The sequence below is a fragment of the Cellulomonas endophytica genome (assembly GCF_004123805.1).
Lineage (GTDB): Bacteria > Actinomycetota > Actinomycetes > Actinomycetales > Cellulomonadaceae > Cellulomonas > Cellulomonas endophytica.
The window spans coordinates 1-19,109 of record NZ_RWJX01000014.1 but is presented as its reverse complement, the minus strand read 5'-3'; the positions used below and the strand labels follow the sequence as shown (position 1 = coordinate 19,109).

The 19,109-nt window shown below is 76.8% G+C and carries 19 protein-coding genes; 8 read left to right on the top strand and 11 right to left on the bottom strand.

Annotated features, from left to right (window positions below):
* Positions 1–66 precede the first annotated feature (66 nt).
* The 4 genes from EJA20_RS06175 to EJA20_RS06160 form a co-directional block, all read right to left on the bottom strand.
* Positions 67–435: a DUF2200 domain-containing protein gene (locus tag EJA20_RS06175; RefSeq protein ID WP_129337292.1), complete on the bottom strand. Its 369-nt coding sequence runs from the start codon at positions 433–435 to the stop codon at positions 67–69.
* 69 nt (positions 436–504) lie between these two features.
* Complete coding sequence (locus tag EJA20_RS06170) at positions 505–909, bottom strand: PIN domain-containing protein (protein ID WP_129337291.1); 405 nt, start codon at positions 907–909, stop codon at positions 505–507.
* Positions 906–1,301 (bottom strand): VOC family protein, encoded by a 396-nt coding sequence (locus EJA20_RS06165; RefSeq protein WP_129337290.1) that lies wholly within the window; start codon positions 1,299–1,301, stop codon positions 906–908. The genes EJA20_RS06170 and EJA20_RS06165 overlap by 4 nt, the downstream gene beginning before the upstream one ends.
* A 45-nt stretch (positions 1,302–1,346) precedes the next feature.
* On the bottom strand, positions 1,347–1,952 hold the full coding sequence (locus EJA20_RS06160) for a hypothetical protein (protein ID WP_129337289.1): 606 nt from the start codon (positions 1,950–1,952) through the stop codon (positions 1,347–1,349).
* A 291-nt stretch (positions 1,953–2,243) separates the two neighbouring features.
* On the opposite strand from EJA20_RS06160, the gene EJA20_RS06155 reads away from it, so the two are divergent.
* A complete protein-coding gene (locus tag EJA20_RS06155; protein ID WP_129337288.1) occupies positions 2,244–2,942 on the top strand; it encodes an aspartate/glutamate racemase family protein in 699 nt (232 codons plus the stop codon).
* A gap of 75 nt (positions 2,943–3,017) precedes the next feature.
* On the opposite strand, the gene EJA20_RS06150 is transcribed toward EJA20_RS06155, so the two are convergent.
* The 6 genes from EJA20_RS06150 to EJA20_RS06125 all read right to left on the bottom strand — a co-directional run bounded on the left by EJA20_RS06150 (position 3,018) and on the right by EJA20_RS06125 (position 10,743).
* Positions 3,018–4,481, bottom strand: a complete 1,464-nt coding sequence (locus EJA20_RS06150; protein ID WP_164983852.1) for an outer membrane protein assembly factor BamB family protein — start codon at positions 4,479–4,481, stop codon at positions 3,018–3,020.
* Positions 4,474–5,961, bottom strand: coding sequence for an outer membrane protein assembly factor BamB family protein (locus tag EJA20_RS06145; RefSeq protein WP_129337286.1), 1,488 nt, complete (start codon positions 5,959–5,961; stop codon positions 4,474–4,476). The genes EJA20_RS06150 and EJA20_RS06145 overlap by 8 nt, the downstream gene beginning before the upstream one ends.
* A gap of 118 nt (positions 5,962–6,079) precedes the next feature.
* Complete coding sequence (locus tag EJA20_RS06140) at positions 6,080–7,234, bottom strand: SDR family NAD(P)-dependent oxidoreductase (protein WP_205687392.1); 1,155 nt, start codon at positions 7,232–7,234, stop codon at positions 6,080–6,082.
* 80 nt (positions 7,235–7,314) lie between these two features.
* Positions 7,315–8,751 carry an outer membrane protein assembly factor BamB family protein gene (locus tag EJA20_RS06135; RefSeq protein ID WP_164983851.1) on the bottom strand — a complete coding sequence of 479 codons (1,437 nt, stop codon included), beginning with the start codon at positions 8,749–8,751 and terminating at the stop codon, positions 7,315–7,317.
* 35 nt (positions 8,752–8,786) lie between these two features.
* Positions 8,787–9,449: a ThuA domain-containing protein gene (locus tag EJA20_RS06130; RefSeq protein WP_205687391.1), complete on the bottom strand. Its 663-nt coding sequence runs from the start codon at positions 9,447–9,449 to the stop codon at positions 8,787–8,789.
* Between the two features lie 112 nt (positions 9,450–9,561).
* Positions 9,562–10,743: an ROK family transcriptional regulator gene (locus EJA20_RS06125; RefSeq protein WP_129337283.1), complete on the bottom strand. Its 1,182-nt coding sequence runs from the start codon at positions 10,741–10,743 to the stop codon at positions 9,562–9,564.
* A 175-nt stretch (positions 10,744–10,918) separates the two neighbouring features.
* Here EJA20_RS06125 and EJA20_RS06120 point away from each other — a divergent pair, with 175 nt between their 5' ends.
* The 5 genes from EJA20_RS06120 to EJA20_RS06100 all read left to right on the top strand — a co-directional run bounded on the left by EJA20_RS06120 (position 10,919) and on the right by EJA20_RS06100 (position 17,048).
* Positions 10,919–12,403, top strand: a complete 1,485-nt coding sequence (locus tag EJA20_RS06120) for a sugar ABC transporter ATP-binding protein (RefSeq protein WP_240675118.1) — start codon at positions 10,919–10,921, stop codon at positions 12,401–12,403.
* Positions 12,400–13,488: an ABC transporter permease gene (locus EJA20_RS06115; protein WP_129337282.1), complete on the top strand. Its 1,089-nt coding sequence runs from the start codon at positions 12,400–12,402 to the stop codon at positions 13,486–13,488. The genes EJA20_RS06120 and EJA20_RS06115 overlap by 4 nt, the downstream gene beginning before the upstream one ends.
* Before the next feature lie 143 nt (positions 13,489–13,631).
* Complete coding sequence (locus EJA20_RS06110; protein WP_129337281.1) at positions 13,632–14,729, top strand: substrate-binding domain-containing protein; 1,098 nt, start codon at positions 13,632–13,634, stop codon at positions 14,727–14,729.
* 26 nt (positions 14,730–14,755) lie between these two features.
* Positions 14,756–16,042: a Gfo/Idh/MocA family protein gene (locus tag EJA20_RS06105; protein ID WP_129337280.1), complete on the top strand. Its 1,287-nt coding sequence runs from the start codon at positions 14,756–14,758 to the stop codon at positions 16,040–16,042.
* 1 nt (position 16,043) lies between these two features.
* Positions 16,044–17,048, top strand: a complete 1,005-nt coding sequence (locus tag EJA20_RS06100) for a sugar phosphate isomerase/epimerase family protein (RefSeq protein ID WP_129337279.1) — start codon at positions 16,044–16,046, stop codon at positions 17,046–17,048.
* 117 nt (positions 17,049–17,165) lie between these two features.
* Here the strand turns inward: EJA20_RS06100 and EJA20_RS06095 are convergent, their stop codons facing one another.
* A complete protein-coding gene (locus EJA20_RS06095) occupies positions 17,166–17,360 on the bottom strand; it encodes a hypothetical protein (protein ID WP_129337278.1) in 195 nt (64 codons plus the stop codon).
* Between the two features lie 247 nt (positions 17,361–17,607).
* Here EJA20_RS06095 and EJA20_RS06090 point away from each other — a divergent pair, with 247 nt between their 5' ends.
* Both EJA20_RS06090 and EJA20_RS06085 read left to right on the top strand, forming a co-directional pair.
* The gene (locus tag EJA20_RS06090; RefSeq protein ID WP_129337277.1) at positions 17,608–17,970 is read left to right on the top strand and encodes a hypothetical protein; all 363 of its coding nucleotides are present in this window, start codon (positions 17,608–17,610) and stop codon (positions 17,968–17,970) included.
* A gap of 239 nt (positions 17,971–18,209) precedes the next feature.
* Positions 18,210–18,410 (top strand): hypothetical protein, encoded by a 201-nt coding sequence (locus EJA20_RS06085; protein ID WP_129337276.1) that lies wholly within the window; start codon positions 18,210–18,212, stop codon positions 18,408–18,410.
* Positions 18,411–19,109 lie beyond the last annotated feature (699 nt).

The window sequence follows — 19,109 nt, the reverse complement described above, 5'->3', positions numbered from 1 at the left end:
AGGTGCGGCGTCTCGTGGGGCAGGGCCGAGGGACCGGTCCCGTGATCGTGTCGGAGACGAGGGTGCTCAGGCGCTGACGGGGGTCGAGCCGCGGAGGATGGACGTCATCTTCTTGCCGCGGCCGACCTCGTCGACGAGCTTGTCCATCCAGCGGATCCGCTGCATCAGCGGGTCCTCGATGTCCTCGACGCGGTACCCGCAGATGAGGCCGGTGATGAGCGCGGCGTTCGGGTTCATCGCCGGGGCCTGCGCGAAGAAGGTCTCGAGGTCGACCTGCGCGTCCAACGCCCCCTGGAGGCCGGCCGCGTCGTAGCCCGTCAGCCAGCAGATGACCTGGTCGACCTCGTCCCGGGTGCGGCCCCTGCGCTCCGCCTTCGCGACGTAGTGCGGGTGGATCGCGGCGAGCGGGGTGGCGAAGATCCGGTGTCCGGGCACGGCCACGAGCCTAGGAGACGGGTCCGCGCCGGGGCCAGGGTCCGGCCGGGGTCGGCTCCGGCGGGGCGCTCACGCCGGGGTGGTGAGCGTCGTGAACGCGGCGGTGGGCACCACGCCCTCGACCGCGCGCGCCAGCGCCTCGTCGACGGTCACGAGGACGTCCGCCTGGAGCCGGGCGACCGCGACGTACTCCGCGGCGGAGGTGTCCTCCCACCCCAGGCTCTCGGCCACCTGCCAGGCGACCGCGCGGGAGACCCGGTCGCCGAGGAGGCGTACCTTCAGCGCCGCCAGGCCCTCGAGCAGGTCCTTCGCCTCCTGCGCCGTCCGCTCACCGCGCCGGACCTCGCGGTACAGGGCCGACAGCGCGTGGGACTGCAGGACCTTCGGCGCGACGAGAGCATGCCCCTCGGCGACGACGACCCCGTCCGCGACGATGCGGAGCGCGGTGGCGGCGTCGATGGCGATGCGGGTCACGGGGTCGCCCCCGCGGCCGGCAGAGGGCCGCGGCACAGGCAGAAGGGGTGGCCGGCGGGGTCGGCGTACACCTGGAACACCTCGTCGGTGGTCTCCGGGTCCTCCGCGGCCCTCAGCAGCGTCGCGCCGAGCGCGAGGGCCCGGCGGTGCGCCTCGGCGAAGTCGTCGACCCACAGGTCGAGGTGGACCTGCTGCTGCTGGGGCCCGTCCGGCCAGACCGGGCGCACGTGGTCCGGCGCGAGCTGGAAGCCCATCCGCCACTCGCCGTCGACCACCACCGAGTGCCAGTCGTCCTCGGCGTCGACCGTGCCGTCGAGGAGGGCCGCCCAGAACGCGCTCTCGGCATGGAGGTCGGGGGCGTCGAGCACGTGGACCATCCGCTGGACGCGCATGGGTCGATCCTGCGGCACGGCGCGCGTCCGCGGAAGGCCCGCCCGTCAGCCCCAGCCGCTGGGCCCGCCCGACGCGGACCAGGTGCCGTCCGCGCGCGGGCTGAACCGCACGACGAGCCCGTAGTGGTCGCCCTCCTCGACGTCGAACGCGCACACGACCACGTCGGGGCTGCCGGCGGTCCCGGGCTCGGGGGAGCACTCGCCCGCGCCCGTCGTCGCCCGGGCGGTGGCCCCCTCGAGCGCGACGCCGCCGTCCCCGCCGTCGAAGGTCGCGAGGACCGCGCCGTCGCCGGACCGCCACGCGTCGAGGAAGACCGCGACCGCGTCCCCGGCGCCCGCCGGCCAGCCCGCCGCGGTGCCGGTGGCACCCGCCGTGCCGTCTCCCGTGCCGTCTCCTGTGCCGTCGGCGGACGCCGGGACCGCGGTCGTCGTCGCCGCCGGGCTCTCCGCGGCGGAGGGTGCGGCGCTGACGTCCGTCGCCGCGGGGGCCGAGGTCCCCTCGGAGGTCGTCCCGGGGGTCGCGCCGCAGCCCGGCACCAGGAGGAGGGCCAGGCCGGCCAGGAGTGCCCGGCCCGGCGCGGTCGCGCCCGTGCGGGACCGGTGGCGGCGGGTCGGCCGGGAGGGGGTGGACGGACGGCGGACGAGCGGCACTCGGGCTCCTGATCTGCGGGTGGGGACCGGAGCGGCCCCTGGGCAGGAGAGTAGGGAGCCGTCGGGATCGGCGGGCGGGAACGCGGTCACGGTTGCGGTACGACGATCACGAAAGGGGTGACGGTCGTCGGGCCGGGACGGTCGGCGGAGACCCGGCGCGCTGCGGGTGCGCTCCCCGAGCGCCGTCCGGAGGACCACAGGCGCGTCGGTCGGACGGCAGCGAGGCGGAGTGCGCGAGACGGCCCGACGAGAGGCGGTGCGGCCCGGCCTCCCGCCGGGTAGGAAACAGGCATGCGGACGATCGGGATGGTGGGCGGGATGAGCTGGGAGTCCAGCGCGGTGTACTACCGGCTGGCCAACGAGCTCGTGCGCGAGCGGCTGGGCGGGCTGCACTCCGCCCGGCTCCTGCTGGCGTCGGTCGACTTCGCGGAGGTCGAGCGCCTCCAGGTGGCGGGGGAGTGGGAGCGGGCGGGGGAGCTGCTGGCGGAGGTGGCGCGGGGCGTCGAGGCCGGCGGCGCGGACCTGCTCCTGCTGTGCACGAACACGATGCACAAGGTCGCGGACCAGGTGCAGGCGGCCGTCGGGATCCCGCTGCTGCACCTGGCGGACACCACCGCGGCCGCCGTCCGCGCCGCCGGCCTCGGCACGGTGGGGCTGCTCGGCACGGCGTTCACGATGGAGCAGGACTTCTACCGTGACCGGCTGGCGTCGCACGGCCTGCGGGTGCTCGTGCCCGACGCCGCCGACCGCGCGGAGGTGCACCGGGTCGTCTACGACGAGCTCTGCCTCGGCGTGGTGCGCCCGGAGTCCCGTGAGGCCTACCGTGGCGTGATCGAGCGGCTCGTCGCGGCCGGTGCCCAGGGCGTGGTGCTCGGCTGCACGGAGATCGAGCTCCTCGTCGGCGAGGGCGACAGCCCCGTGCCGGTCTTCCCGACGACGCGCCTGCACGTCGAGGCGGCGGTCACCGCGGCCCTGGACCCGGTGGGGTAGTCGGCCGCGCCGTCGCCGACGACGTCCCCGGAGGCCCCGTCCCCGGGGGCCCCGTCCCCGTGAGCTGCGTCGGCGTCACGCCGGCGGGACCAGGCGGCGCACCTCGTCGTCGACGGACAGCAGGACGGTGCCGTCGGCACGGCGCTGCAGGAGCGCCTCCGGGGCGGCCTCCAGCGCCGTGGCCCAGGCCTCGCGACCGGAGCGGACGTCGCGCGCGACGAGGCGCCGCCCCTCGAGCCGGGCGTCCACGCGCAGCACCCGGCGGCCGTCGGTGACGAAGCCCCACGACTCGACGCCGCGCTCGTCCCGCGCCGACCACAGGGTGCGGCCGTCGGCGGCGTCGAGGGCGACCAGCCCGTCGCGCGTGCCGGCCAGCACGGTGCCCTGCACGAGGACGGCCTGCCCGGCGCGCGCGGAGGCCCGCCACCGGACCTCACCCGTCGTCGCGTCGACGGCGCGCACGCCCTCGTCGGCCCGGCCGCCCTGCACGAGCAGCAGGCCCGGGGCGGACCCGTCGTCGACCTCGGGGACGAGGAGGTCGCCCGCGAGGCGCAGGCGCTCGCGGCCGTCGGCGTCGTGCACCACGACGGAGGGGCGCAGCCCGCGCGCGGTCACGACCGTCGTGGCCGTCGTCCCGTCGGGCAGGGCGAGGGGCGTGCCCCGGGGACGCTCGGCGTCGAGGTCCTCGTCGACCTCCCGGCCGTCCTCGAGGTCGACGACCGTCGTCTCGCCCCCGACCTCCAGGACCAGGGTGCGCGTGTCCAGCCGGCGGGCGGAGAGCCAGGAGCTGGGGGACGCGGCCGACGGGGTGCGCCAGCGCCAGACGGTCGCGCCGGTGGTGAGGTCGGCCGCGGTGACGACCCGGTGCCCGTCCGCCCCCCGGCCCACCCCCACGAGACGGTCCCCGCTCGCCCACCAGCCCTCGCGGGCGGGCAGGCGCACGGTACGCAGGAGCGTGCCCGTGGCGGGGTCGTGGACCGTGAGCGGCACGTCGCCGAGCGCGTCCTGCGACCGGTCCTCGGGGGCCCCGCCGGGGAAGGGGTCCTCGTCCTCGCGGCGGCACACGAGGGGCCCGGTGCCCTCGCGCACGGTGGTGCGGGCGACGCCGGTGCCCGTGGCGGCCACGCACGAGCCGGGCAGCGCGAACGTGCGGGCGCCGGTCGCGGCGTCCACGCCCGCCAGCCCCTCGCCGGAGCGGACGACGAGGGAGCCGCCGGGTCCGGCGGCGACGACCGACCGGCCCGTCGTGCGCCACGCCGTCACGAGCGGACGGGCGAGGTCGACCGACAGGCCGTCGGTCGCCGCCAGCCGCGCCGCGAGCGTCGCCTCCCGCCGGTGGTCGACGAGCAGCCCGCCGCCGCCGACGAGCAGCACGAGCGCGACGACGACGGCGACCCGGCGGCGCCACGACCCCCGGGACGTCCGGCCCGCACCCCGGTGCGCCCCCCGGTCCGGGGACCGGGCCTCGGGTACGGCGGCTGCGGGCTCGGCGACCGGCTCGTCGTCCCAGAGGACCGCGGCCAGGCGGTCCTCACGCACCGGGCACGCCCCCGGCCACGTCCTCGAGGACGCTCGCCGGCCCGTCCTCGCCGCCCTCCCGCGCACCCCCGGGCGGCACGAGCAGCGTGACGGTCCGGTCGCCCGACAGCACCACGCTGCCGTCCGCGCGGCGCTGGAGCGCGGACCCCGCGGCGGCGTCGACGGGGGAGGACCAGACCTCGTGGCCCGAGCGGACGTCGCGCGCCACGAGGCGCCGCTCGCCGCGGGGCTCGTCATCGACGCGCAGGACCCGCCGCCCGTCCGTGACGAAGCCCCAGGCGCGGCCGGCCTCGGCGTCCTCCACGGACCAGCGCTCGGTCCCGTCCGTCGCGTCGAGCCCGACGACGCCACGGCTCGTCGCGATGAGCACGACCCCCTGGACGATCGCCACCTGGCCGCCCTCGGGGTCCGCGGTCCAGCGCACGTCGCCCGTGGCGGCGTCGAGGGCGGCCAGGTCCCGCCCGTCGGAGCGGCCCGGGTCGTGGTGCGCGACGAGGAGCAGGCCCGGCGCCGACCCGTCGTCGGCCTCGGGCACGAGCAGCGCCCCGTCCGTGCGGAAGCGGTCCCCGCCGTCCGCGTCCTCGACGACGACGGCCGACAGCAGGCCGCGGGCGCCCAGGACGGCCTGCGCGGTCCCGCCGTCCCGCAGGACGAGCGGCTCGCCGATGTCGTGCTCGTCGTCCGGGTCGACGTCCACCTCGCGGCCCGTGGACACGTCGACGGCGGTGGAGCGGCCGGCGACCTCGAGCACGACGGTGGTGCGCCCGACGGGCCAGGTCGCGATGCCCGTGCCCGGCGCGTACGGCACGGGGCTGCGCCAGGACCACGTGGTCCGGCCCGTCGGCAGGTCGTTCGTCTGGGCCGTCAGGTGCCCCGTGGCGTCGCGGCCGAGGGCGAACAGCTGGTCGCCGAGCGTCCACCACCCCTCGCGCGCGGGGGCCTCCAGCCGCGACCGCTCGCGCCCGGTGGCAGCGTCGACGACCGTCAGCTCGACGACGGGGGCGACCTCCGCGCTGCCGAACTCGTCCCGCTGGCACACGAGCAGCCCCGTGCCCGGCACCTCCGTCCCGCTCCAGTCCCACCAGGTGGTGCCCTGGGTCGTGGAGCAGCCGCCGTCGCGCCGGTAGACCTCGCGGCCGGTGGCGGCGTCGATCCCCGAGACGCCCCCGCTGCGCTGGACGACGAGCACGTCGCCGGCCGCGCCGAGCACGCCCCAGCCGTCGGTGGACCACCCGGTCACCAGCGGGTCCCCGAGGTCGGGCACGAGCCCGGGTGTGGCGGCCAGCCGCAGGTCCAGCGCGTGCTCGTGCGCGCGGTCGACGGCGAGCGCGACCACGCCGCCCGAGGCGACGACGCCCGCCAGCGCGAGCACCAGCCACCGGGGCGGGCGGGGCAGCGGGCGGCGCGGTGCGACCGGTGGGGCGTCGACGACCTCGTCGTCCCACAGGACCTCCGAGAAGTGGTCCTCGCGCACCGTCACCGCCTCTCCGCTCGCTGCCGCGAGCGTCCCACGGGGGCGTGCCCGTGGCCACGCGCGCGGCGCCGCCGTGGGGGTGCTCTCAGGAGGGTCGTCCCGAGCCGCCGGTGCGCCCCGGGCGTCAGGCCCCGTCGACGGCGGCCGTGAGCGCGCGCCAGGCCCGCACGGCCGGCCCGGCACCCGCGGCGACGCCGGCCCCGGCGGCGAGCACGCCCACCCCGCGCAGCCAGTGCCGTCCCCACCGCCCGTGCACCGCCTCGCCGGCCGGCACGGGGCCGAAGACGTTGCCCGCGTGCGGCCCGACGCGCCGGCGCGAGAGCCCGAGGACGGACATGCCGGGTCCGACGAGCCGGTCGTACAGGCCCGGCAGCAGGCGGAACGCGGCCGTGCCCGGGCCGTTCGCCGGTCCGACGGAGAGCGTCCGGCGCGGCCGGTCGAGGAGCCGCAGGACGGCGCGGGCGTGCTTCTCCGGGGGGTCCACCGGGGGCGGCGGGCGGCCGATGCGGCCGGCGTAGGAGGCGGCCTGCGCGTAGACGGGCGTGTCCACCGCGCCGGGCACCAGCAGGGAGACGTCGACCCCCGGCAGCGAGCGCGCCTCCGCCTGCAGGACCCGGGCGAGGCCGTGGACGCCCCACTTGGACGTGACGTAGGAGCTCATCCACGGCGTGGCGATCTGCCCGAGCAGCGACCCGACGAGCACGAGGTGCCCGTGCCGCGCCGGCCCGAAGCGTGCGAGCGCGGCCCGGGCGACGTTCGCCGTCCCGAGCAGGTTCGTGCTGATGACCTGGTCGAAGACCTCGGCCGGCACCTCTTGGAACCGGCCGTAGGCCACGACGGCCGGGGCGTGCACGACCGCGTCGACCCGGCCGTGCGCGAGCCACGCCCGCTCGACGAGCCGCTCGACCGCGTCCCGCCGGGACACGTCCGTCGGGACGACGAGGACGTCGGGACCGCCGCCGGCGTCGGCGGGCGGGCGGCCCGGGCGCCGGCGCGGGGCGCGCTCGCGGCACTCCTGGGCGACCTGCTCGAGGGCCTCGGCGCTGCGGGACGCCAGGACGAGGGCGTCCCCGCGGGCGGCGAGGAGGTGGGCCGTGGCCCGCCCGATGCCGCTGGACGCACCGATGACGACGACGACGCGCCGGCGGGGGGCGTCGGACGACCGGCGCCGTGCCGGCGGGGCGGCCGCGCGGGCCGTCGGGCCCGTGGCGGGCGTCACGGGCGTCACGGGCGTCACGGGCGTGCGGGACGGCGGGCGGCGCGGAGGGGTCGGCGGCACGGCGCCCAGCCTGCGGTGCCGCGTCGGGGCCCGCACGTCGGGTCGGGCCCGCGACGGCGCGGCTCTCAGGCCGGGGGTCCTCATCCCTCCGGCGGGACGTAGCGCGTGAGGCGCCCGCCGGAGGAGACCAGGACCGACCCGTCGGGCAGCCGGTGCAGCACCGCGTCGCGGTCGGCGGTGGGGAGCGCCCACAGCTCGCGCCCGGTGCGCAGGTCCCGGGCGACGAGGCGCGAGCCGTCCGTCCCGGGCTCGGGCAGCAGCACGGACCGCCCGTCCGTGGCGGCGCCCAGCACGGCGGCCGCCGGGGCCCCGTCCTCGGCGACGGGGTCGTCGCCCGGCCACAGCCGGCGCCCGTCGGCCGCGTCCAGGGCGACGACCCCGCCCTCCTCGCCCCCCAGCAGCACCACCCCCTGCACGACGTCCGCGCGGGCCGCCGCCACGGGCGCCGCCCACCGGGCGTCCCCCGTGGTGCCGTCGAGGCCGGAGACGCCCGGCGGCGCCCCGCCCGACAGGCCCTCCCGGACCACGACGAGCCCGGGGGCGGTGCCGTCGTCGACCCCGGGCGCGAGCAGGAGGCCGGGCAGGCTCCGCCGGACGGTCCCGTCGGCGTCGACGAGCTGCACGAGCGGCTCGTCCTCGACGACGCGCAGGCGCGCCAGGCGGCCGTCGGGCAGGGGCTGGTCGGCGTCGATCCACGGCGCGACGCCCGCGTCCTCCTCGGCCGGGTCGACGGGCTCGCCCGTGGCGGCGTCGAGCACCACCTGCTGCGAGGACAGGTCGAGCACGACCCGGTCCGGGCCCGCCGGCCACGCCCAGCCGCCCGGTGCCTCCGTGGGCGCGTCCGACCGGTAGGTCCACGCGACCGTGCCGGTGGCCGGCTCGGTCGCGGTCACCAGGAGGTGGCGCTCGGCGTCCGCGGCGAAGGTGACGACGAGGTCGCCCACGGCGTCCCAGCCGCCGTCGGCCGGCACGGGCAGCGTGCGCACCAGCGCACCGGTGCGCGCGTCGTGCACCGTGAGGGCGGGGGCGCGCGCCACCTCGTCGCCGTACACCTGCTCCGTCTGGCACAGGACGTGGTCGCCGAGCGGCGCGACGTCCCCCCGGAGCCGCGGCGACGGCCACCCGCCGCCCTGGCAGAAGCCCTCGAGCGACCAGCGCGTCTCGCCCGTCGCCGCGTCGAGCGCCACGAGGCCCTCGAAGCCCTGCACGAGGAGCAGGTCGCCCTCGGCGCCGTAGGTCCCCCAGCCGTCCGCCTCCCACGCGGCGACGAGGGGCCGGGCCAGCCCGACCGTGAGCCCCTCGGTGCGGGCGAGGCGGGCGTCCGTGCGCAGCACCTGGAGCCGGTCGAGCCCGAGGGCGCCGCCCGCGGTGGCGACGAGCGCGCCGGCGAGCGCGAGGAGGGCCCACCGCGGCGGGCGCGGCAGCCGGCGTCCCGGACGGGCCCACGGGGGCGGTGCGGGCGCGGCCGGCGCCTCGTCGTCCCACACCACCTCGGAGAAGTGGTCGTCCCGCGGCACCGTCGCCCCCCGTCCTCTCGTCGTCGGACGGGCCGTCAGGGCCGCGGCCGGGCGGCCCAGAGCAGCCCGCGCTCCACGATGGTGCGGATCGCGGGGACCTCGAGGTCGGCGGTGTGGTGACCGGGCGTGCTGACGAAGACCCGTCCGGCGCCCCATCGCCGGGTCCAGACCGCCGGGCAGACGACGGGCTCGTGCCACGGGTCGCCGGCGCCCGGGTGCAGGGTCGTCGTCGCGAGCACGTCGACGAGGGGGTCCGTGGCGACCCAGTACTGCTCGGACCGCAGCGGGATGCTCGCGAGGCCGGCGACGACGGGGTGGTCGGCCCGCCCGGGCACGACGTCCACGGTGTGGGGGACGACCCCGCCGGGGTGGGCGACGAACGTGCCTCCGACGAGCTGGGCGTACTCCGGGGACTGCCGGAAGGCGTCGACGATCCCGCCGTGCCAGCCGCCCAGGCCCGTGCCGGCGGCGACCGCGTCGCGCAGACCGCGCAGCTCGTCGAGCAGGATCTCCCCGAGGGTCCAGCTGTGCAGCACGAGGTCCGTGCGGTCCATGGTGTCGGCGTCGGCGTAGACCTCGAGGGTGTCCTCGACGAGCACGTCGAAGCCCTGGTCGCGCAGGAAGGGCAGGAAGAGGTCGGTGGTCTCGACCGGGGCGTGGCCCTCCCAGCCGCCCCGCACCACCAGCGCCTGTCTCACAGCGGTCCCCTTCGTCCTCGACGGGCCCGTCGTCCCGGGACGACCTCTCGTGCTCCACCGGTGGGCGCGGCGGCGTCCCCGCCGGCCCCGGCCGACGGTACCCGTCGTCCGCTCACGCGAGGAGCGCGTCGATCGCCTCGGCGGACAGGACGTGCTGCGTCGCCATGACGCTGGCGCCGAGGGCGCCCGCCCGGCCGCCGGTCCGGCTCGCCACGATCCGCAGGTGCTGCGTGGCCAGCGGCAGCGACCGCCGGTAGACGACCTCCCGGATGCCGGCGAGCAGGTACTCGCCCGCGTCGGCGAAGGGGCCGCCGACGACGATGACGGAGGGGTTGAGCATGCTCACGCAGGTGGCGAGCACCTCGCCGAGCGTCCGGCCGGCCTCGCGGACGGCGGCGGACGCCGCGGCGTCGCCGGCGCGGACCCGCGCGACGACGTCCGTGGCCGAGGTCGCCGGGACGCCGGCGGCGGACAGGCGCTCCGCCACCGCCCGGCCGCTCGCGACGGCCTCGACGCACCCGGTGTTGCCGCAGCGGCACAGGACGTCCGCGGCGCCCGGCACGGCGATGTGCCCGAGGTCGCCGGCGGCCCCCTGCGCCCCCCGGCGGATGCCGCCGTCGCTGATGACGCCCGCGCCGATGCCCGTGGCGACCTTGACGAAGAGCAGGTGGTCGACGTCGGGGAACTCCGTGCCGTGCTCGCCCAGCGCCATGAGGTTGACGTCGTTGTCGACGAGCACGGGCACGCCGAGGAGGCGGTGCAGGTGCCCCGGCACGTCGAAGTCGTCCCAGCCCGGCATGATCGGCGGGCTCGTCGGGCGCCCCCGCGCGTGGTCGACCGGCCCGGGCAGGCCGACGCCGACGCTCACGAGGTCCGCGGGCGAGCGTCCGGCCTGCTCGACGAGCTTCGCGCCCAGCGCCGCGACCCGGTCGAGGACGACCTCGGGCCCCGCCGCGATCGCGATCGTCTCGTGGTGGTCGGCCAGCACGGTGGCGGCGAGGTCGGTCACGGCCAGCCGGGCGTGGCTCGCGCCGAGGTCGACCGCGAGCACGACGCGGGCGGAGGGCCGGAAGGCGAAGGTGGCGGGCGGGCGGCCGCCGGTCGAGGAGGCCTCCCCGGCCGGCTGCACGAGCCCGGAGGCGAGCAGGGCGTCCACGCGCGCGGCGATCGTGCTGCGCGCCTGGCCCGTGAGCTGCGCGAGCTCCGCACGGGTCCGGGGGCGGCCGTCGCGCAGCAGCTGGAAGAGCTCGCCGGTGCCCTGGGCACGCACGACGACCCGGGTCAGCTCCTGCATGGCAGCAGTGAAGCACAGCCCTTCGGGTGAGCGCGGTGCTAACCGTGACCTCGAGGTCGCGACTTTTGCTTGACAGCGGGCAGAAGCCCGGTACGTTCCTCGCATGGTCGAAGACGTCCAGAACGGCGACGGCGCCCGCCCTCCGGGGGGCCGCGACGGAGCACCCCTGCTGGTCATGCGGGGCATCGTGAAGCACTTCCCCGGCGCGAAGGCGCTCGACGGCGTGGACCTCGAGGTCCGCCCCGGCGAGGTCCACTGCCTGCTCGGCCAGAACGGCGCGGGCAAGTCCACGCTCATCAAGGTCCTCGCGGGTGCCCACCGCCCCGACTCGGGGGAGATCACGTGGGCGGGCGAGCCGCTCACCCTCACCTCGCCGGTCGCGGCGCTGCGCGCCGGCATCGCCACGATGTACCAGGAGCTCGACGTCGTCGACGGCCTCACCGTCGCCGAGAACGTCTACCTCGGGCACGAGCTCGCGACGGCGGGGGTCACCCAGCGCCGCACGGTGCGGCGACGCGTGGCGGAGGTGCTCGCGCGGCTCGGCCACGCCGACATCTCCCCGCAGAAGGAGGTCGGCGAGCTCTCCGCGGCCGGCAAGCAGGTGGTCAGCATGGCCCGCGCCCTCTCGCACGACGCCCGCCTCATCATCATGGACGAGCCGTCCGCGGTCCTGGACTCGGAGGAGGTCGCCAACCTCTTCCGCGTGGTCCGCGGCCTCACCGCCGCGGGCGTGGCCGTCCTCTACATCTCGCACCGCCTCGAGGAGATCCGCCAGATCGGGGACCGGATCACCGTCCTCAAGGACGGGCGGACGGTCGCGGAGAACCTCGCCGTCGCCGACACCCCGACGCGCGAGCTCATCCGGCTCATGACGGGCCGGGCCGTCGACCAGGTCTTCCCGGCGCGCACGCCCGTGGCGGCCGGCGCGGAGGAGGTCCTCCAGGTCGAGGGCCTCGGCCTGCGCGGCTCCTTCTCCGACGTGTCCTTCACGGTGCGCGCCGGCGAGGTCGTCGGGCTCGCGGGCCTCGTCGGGTCCGGCCGCTCCGAGATCCTCGAGACGGTCTTCGGCGCCCGGCGCGCGACCTCCGGGTCGGTGCGCGTGGGCGGGCGGACCCTGCGGCCGGGCTCCGTGCCCGCGGCGGTCTCGGCGGGGATCGGCCTGGCGCCGGAGGAGCGCAAGAGCCAGGGGCTGCTGCTCGACGAGCCCGTCTACCGCAACGTCACCCTGTCGACCTTCTCCCGCTTCGCGGCGGGCCCCGTGCTCGACGAGAGGGGCGAGCGCCGGGCCGCCGCCGAGCAGATCGCGGCGCTCGAGCTGCGCCCCTCCGACCCCGACCGGCCCATCCGGACCCTGTCCGGCGGCAACCAGCAGAAGGCGATGCTCGCCCGCTGGCTCGTGCACGGCTGCCGCGTCCTCCTGCTCGACGAGCCCACCCGCGGCGTCGACGTCGGGGCCCGCGCCGAGATCTACGCGCTCGTCCACGCGCTCGCCGAGGCCGGCAACGCGGTGGTCGTCGTGTCCAGCGAGATCGAGGAGGTCCTCGGTCTCTCCCACCGCGTGCTCGTCGTCGCCGAGGGGCGCGTCCTGCACACCGGTCCGTCGGACGAGATCGACGAGCACCGGGTCCTCGACCTCGTCATGGAAGGAAGTGCCGCGTGAGCGAGTCCCTCCCGCCGTCGCTGGCGACGGCCGGCGGCGTGCCGCCCGACCCGGATCGGCCCGCCCCGCTCGAGCGGGGCGCCGGGGGCGCCGGGCACGTCGCCGCCCCCGGGCGCCGGGGGCTGCCCGGCGGCGGCCTCGGCCGCAACCTCGGCCTCGTCATCGCCCTCGTGGCGCTCGGCGTCGTCGGCGTCGTGACCGCGGGGGACCGGTTCGCGTCCCTCGACAACGTCATGACGATCCTGCGCCTGGCCGCCATCTACGGCGTGCTCGCCGTGGGCATGACCTTCGTCATCACCGGCGGCGGCATCGACCTGTCCGTGGGATCCGTCCTGGGTCTGGCGTCCGTGTGGGCCTCGACCCTGGCCACGCAGGCGATGACCGAGAGCTTCCACTGGATCGTCATGGTGTTCACCGCGCTGGCGGTGGGGGTGGTGTGCGGCGTCATCAACGGCGCGCTCATCGCCTACGGGAAGGTCGTCGCGTTCATCGCCACCCTCGCGATGCTCGTCGCCGCCCGGGGCATCGCGGAGATCATCGCGAACCGCCGGACCCAGATCGTGGAGGTCGACTCCTTCCTCGACACCTTCCGTGCCGAGCTGCTCGGGGTCTCCGTGTCCATCTGGCTGTTCGCCGCCGTGGCCGTCGCCGGCTGGTTCCTGCTCAACCGGACCACCTTCGGCCGGCGCACGGTGGCGGTCGGCGGCAACCCGGAGGCGGCCCGCCTGGCGGGCATCCGCGTCCGGCGCCACACCCTCTACCTGTACGCGCTCTCCGGCCTCACCGCGGGGATCGCCGGAGTGATGATGCTGGCGCGGACCACGTCCGGGTCCTCCACCAACGGCTCCCTCTACGAGCTCGACGCGATCGCGATGGTCGTCGTCGGCGGCACGCTGCTGGCCGGCGGCCGCGGCACCATCGTCGGCACGGTGCTCGGCGTCCTCATCTTCACGACGCTCACGAACATCTTCATCCAGAACAACCTGTCGACCTCGGCCCAGTCCGTGGCCAAGGGGCTCATCATCGTCGTCGCCGTCCTGCTCCAGCAGCGGCTGGCGACCCGCACCCCGAGGGCCCGCACGTAGCCGCGCGCCCCCTGCGGCCCACGCGGCGGCACACACAGCGGCCCGCACAGCGGCCCACGCAGCGCCCCACCCCTCGTCGCCCGTCCGTCCCACCCACGTCCGCACCACCCGTCCCGCACCGCCCGGAGTCAAGGAGGATTCCCATGTCCGCTCGCACCACCGCCCGCACCGCCGCCCGCACCGCCGCCCGCCCCGCCCGCCGCCGTCCGGTCGTCGTCGCCGGCACCGCGCTCGTCGCCGTCGGCCTCCTGGCCGCCTGCACGTCGAACACCCCCGTCGCCGAGGAGGAGACGGGCACCGGCCAGCAGGCGCCGGCGCAGCCCGCCGTCGCCAACGACGAGCCCGGCGACACCGTCGTCATCGGCTTCTCGGCCCCCGCCGCCGACCACGGCTGGATGGGTGCCATCACCACCGGCGCCATCGCGGAGGCCGACAAGTACGAGGACGTCGAGCTCCGCGTCGCGGAGGGCACGAACGACGTCAACGTCCAGATCTCGCAGATCGAGCAGTTCATCAACGACGGCGTCGACGCCATCGTGCTGCTGCCCTTCGACGGCGCCGCGCTCACCGAGGTCGCCACGGAGGCGATGGAGGCCGGCATCACGGTCGTCAACGTCGACCGCGAGTTCTCCAGCCCCTTCGCCGCCCGCACGACGATCCTCGGCGACAACTACGGCATGGGCGTCTCGGCCGGCACCTACGTCTGCGAGCAGCTCGGCGACCAGCCCGACGCCGTCGTCGCGGAGATCGCCGGCATCGACTCGCTGCCGCTGACCCAGGACCGCAGCCAGGGCTTCGCCGACGCCCTGGGCGACTGCGGCCTCGAGGTCGCCAACCGCGTCGCCGCGGACTTCACCGTCCAGGGCGGGCAGGCCGCCGCCGCGAACCTCCTGCAGGCCGCGCCGCAGATCGACGCCCTGTGGAACCACGACGACGACCAGGGCGTCGGCGTCCTCGCCGCCATCGAGGAGGCCGGGCGCGACGAGTTCATCATGGTCGGCGGCGCCGGCTCGCAGCAGGTCATGGAGCAGATCCAGGCCGGCGACTCCGTCCTCCAGGCGACCGTCGTCTACCCGTCCACGCAGGCCGCCGACGGCATCCGCCTCGCGCGCCTGCTCGTCCAGGAGAAGGCGCTCGGCGACCTCGTCGAGGTCGAGGTGCCCCGCGAGATCCAGCTGTTCGCGCCCGTCGTGACGGCGGACAACGTGGACAAGTACCTGCCGTCGGCCTTCGAGTCCTGAGCCGCGGCCGCACGAGAGGGGCAGCGATGAGCGAGACCGGACCGGGGGCGGACCTCGGGATCGGGATGGTGGGCCACGCCTTCATGGGCGCCGCGCACTCCCAGGCCTGGCGCGTGGCGCCGCGGTTCTTCGACCTGCCGCGCACCCCGCGGATGGTCGTCCTCGCCGGGCGCCGCGCCGAGGCGGCCCGGGCCGCCGCCGAGCGGCTCGGCTGGGAGGGGTGGGAGACGGACTGGCGCCGGCTCCTCGACCGTGACGACGTGCATCTCGTCGACGTGTGCACGCCGGGGGACACCCACGCCGAGATCGCCGTCGCGGCGCTGGAGGCCGGCAAGCACGTCCTGTGCGAGAAGCCGCTGGCGAACACGGTCGCGGAGGCGGAGGAGATGGCCGCCGCCGCGCGGCGCGCAGCCGCCCACGGGGTGCTGGCGATGGTCGGCTTCACCTACCGGCGCGTGCCGGCCGTGGCCCTCGCGCGGCAGCTCGTCGCGGAGGGGCGGATCGGCGAGGTCCGGCAGGTGCGCGCGCAGTACCTGCAGGACTGGCTGGCCGACCCCTCCGCCCCGCTGAGCTGGCGGCTGGACAAGGAGAAGGCCGGGTCGGGCGCGCTGGGGGACATCGGCGCGCACGCCGTGGACCTCGCGCAGTTCGTCACCGGGCAGCGGCTGACCGGCGTCAGCGGCCTGCTGGAGACGTTCGTGCACGAGCGGCCGCACCCGGCCGAGGGCGGGTCGGCGCTGCACGGCGTGGGCGGGGCGGGCACGGGCCCGGTGACCGTCGACGACGCCACCGCCTTCCTCGCCCGCCTGACGGGCGGCGGGATCGCCACCTTCGAGGCCACCCGCATGGCGTGGGGACGCAAGAACGCCATCCGGCTCGAGGTCAACGGCACCGCGGGGTCGATCGCGTTCGACTTCGAGGACATGAACGTCCTGCACCTGTTCGACGCGACGGAGCCCGGCCGCACCGCGGGCTTCCGGCGGATCGTCGTCACGGAGCCCGACCACCCGTACGTGGGCGCCTGGTGGCCGGCCGGCCACGGGCTGGGCTACGAGCACGGGTTCGTGCACCAGGCCGTCGACCTCGTCCGGGCGCTGGCCGACGGCACGCAGCCCGAGCCCTCGTTCGACGACGGCCTGCAGGTGCAGCGGGTGCTCGACGCCGTCGAGCGCAGCGCCGCGGCGGGCAGCACGTGGACGCCGGTCGACGGGGGAGCGGCCCACCGGGCACCGGCTCCCGGGACGACGAGCGGACCGAGCGGCCCGACGACCGACGGGGACGCCGCCGGGACCATCGACGAGAGGAGCGCATGACGTGGCACGACCGGTGACGCTGTTCACGGGCCAGTGGGCCGACCTGCCGTTCGAGGAGGTCGCACGGCTGGCGTCCGAGTGGGGCTACGACGGGCTCGAGGTGGCCTGCTGGGGGGACCACCTCGACGTCTGGCGCGGTGCCGAGGACGACGCCTACATCCAGGACCGGCTCGACGTGCTGGAGAAGCACGGCCTGCAGCTGTTCGCGATCTCCAACCACCTCAAGGGGCAGGCGGTCTGCGACGACCCCATCGACCAGCGTCACCGGGACATGCTCCCGGACGTCGTCTGGGGTGACGGGGACCCCGAGGGCGTCCGGCAGCGGGCCGCCGAGGAGATGAAGCTGACCGCCCGCACCGCGGCCCGCCTCGGGGTGAAGACCGTCGTGGGCTTCACGGGCTCGTCGATCTGGAAGTACGTGGCGATGTTCCCGCCTGCGTCGGAGGAGCTCGTCGCGGCGGGGTACCGCGACTTCGCCGACCGCTGGAACCCGATCCTCGACGTCTTCGACGAGGTCGGCGTGCGGTTCGCGCACGAGGTCCACCCGAGCGAGATCGCCTACGACTACTGGACGACCGTCGCGGCGATGGAGGCCATCGGGCACCGGGAGGCCTTCGGTCTCAACTGGGACCCCAGCCACTTCGTGTGGCAGGACCTGGACCCGGTCGGGTTCCTCTGGGACTTCAAGGACCGGATCTACCACGTGGACTGCAAGGACGCGAAGCGCCGGGTGGGCAACGGCCGCAACGGCCGCATGGGCTCGCACCTGCCCTGGGCCGACCCGCGGCGCGGGTGGGACTTCGTCTCCACCGGCCACGGGGACGTGCCGTGGGAGGACTGCTTCCGCATGCTCAACACGATCGGCTACGACGGCCCGATCTCCGTGGAGTGGGAGGACGCCGGCATGGACCGGCTCGTCGGGGCACCGGAGGCGCTGGAGTTCGTGCGCCGCCTGGCCTTCGACCCGCCGACGGCCGCCTTCGACGCCGCCTTCAGCACCCGCTGAGCCCGCGCACGGCGGCCGTCCCCCTGGGTGGGGACGGCCGCCGTCCTCGTGCGGCGCCGTGCCGGGCCCGGTCGGCCCGTCGAGCGGGGCCGGCGCCCGTCGCGTCGCCTCCGCGGATCAGGGGCGCTCGACGAGGTACGCGACCCCGTCCGGCCCGACGACGCGCTCGTAGCGGGTCTGGAGGTCGGCGACGCGGCCCTCCTCGACCTCGCTCGGCGTCCGGTGGGGGCTGAGGGGATCGCCGACCTGGGCCGGGCCCAGGTACTGCACGAGCACTTCGGTGGCCATGACGGGTACGCGACGGACGTTCATGGAGCGCTCCTCGACCGATCGTGTCGGCGCGACCGGGTGGGCCCGGCCGGGGGCGGGCGACGGCCTCGTCGTCCTCCGTCTCGATGGTGCGGCCCGGCGCCCGGCGCCGCGCACCCGACCGCTGCTGCCGGCTCAGCGCGGGCACAGCGACCCCGCAGGACCTTGGTCCCCGGTCGCCCGCGGCACGGGGTGGACCCTGGTGGAGCCGGTCAGGGCGGACCGGGTGCGACGCGAGGAGGCGATCGTCATGCCGTACGACGGGACCGTGCTCGACCGGGCCGAGGTCCTGGCCGACGTCGAGGTCAGGACCATCCACCACAGCCCGCACGAGGCGTTCGTCGACCTCGGCGTCCGGCCGGGCCTGCGCTCGCCCGACCTGGGGACGGTGCTGCCCGAGGCGCTGCGCGCCCTGCGGCGCGAGGGCGTCCGCCGGGCCGTCATGGCGCTCGAGGCCTCCGACCCCGTCTGCGCCGAGGTGGTCCCGGCCCTCCGTGACGCCGTCGACGTCGTGCGGCAGGTGACCACCCGACGCGCGGGCTCGAGCATCATGCTCACCATCGAGCTCGGCCTCGCCGACGCCGCCTCGCCCACGGCCAGCCCCCGCCCCTGAAGGCCCCCGCACCCGGGCCGGCCCGCACTCGCGGGCCACCCCACCGGGTGCCGGCCCCCGCCTCGAGGCGGGCCACGCCCGGAGCCGTGCCGGTGACGCGGAGCGTCCCGCGCGCCTGCAGTGGCACCGCACCGAGGAGGGTCGTCGCCCTGCTGCGAGAGGGTGCCGCGGCGCCGCTGCTCACGGCGGGCCGACGGACCGTCCGGCGCTCACCGGCCGGCGCTGGCAGGGTGCTGCTCATGTCCTCCCGCACCGCGGCCGTCGTGCTCGCCGCCTTCTTCGCGGCGATGTTCGTCGGGGTCCTCGTGCTCATCGCCCTCCACGGCTTCGACGCGCTGCTCCTGGCCCTGGGTCTCCTGGGCCTCGCCGCGGGGGCGGTGGCCGTCGTGGTCGGGTTCGGCCCCGAACGACGAGCCCTCCGCCGCAGCCGGTGGTTCTAGCCGACTCGAGGAGGTCCCGGCCGAAGGGCGTGGCGCGAGGCTCGGCGCCCACGTCCGGTCGCCGAGGCACGGGCCGCCGACGATCGCTCGCGCCACCGCGCCACCGCGCCACCGCGCCACCGCGCCACCGCGCCACCGCGCCACCGCGCCATGGCCGCTCGTCGCCGTCGACCTCGATCCGCGACCACGCCGAGGTCGCCCCTCGCCCTCGGTCCGCCACCGCGCCGTCGAGGTGCGGCGAACAGCCTCGACCGCCGCTGCCCGCCTCCGCTGCTCATGCGAAGAGCGCGTAGGTCCCGTCGCCGGCGTGTCGGAGCTCTCTGTCCTGCAGGCCCCCGGCTCCCGTTCCGCTGCCCGAGGTCGCGCCCGAGGTCGCGCTCCATCGCGAGCCCGCGCGGAGGCCGCGATCGGCAGGGGTCGCCGAGTTCGAGCCGCACGAGGGTGCCGCCTGGGGCGGCGGTGCGTAGCCGGGTGTGGTGCCGGGAGCGCGCCCGACGGCAGCTCCGTCGGGCCCGCGGAACTCGTACCGGGCCTGGGGCAGGAGGTCCCCGGTCGTCCCGGCGGTGCGCCGTCGAGGCCGGCCGGCGGCAGGGTCGGCAGGGTCGGCAGGGTCGGCAAGGTCCGGTGGCAGGCGGCGGATCGTCAGGTGGTCCTCGTGGACGAGGTGGTGGTGACGGAGGCAGAGCAGGACGGCGTTCT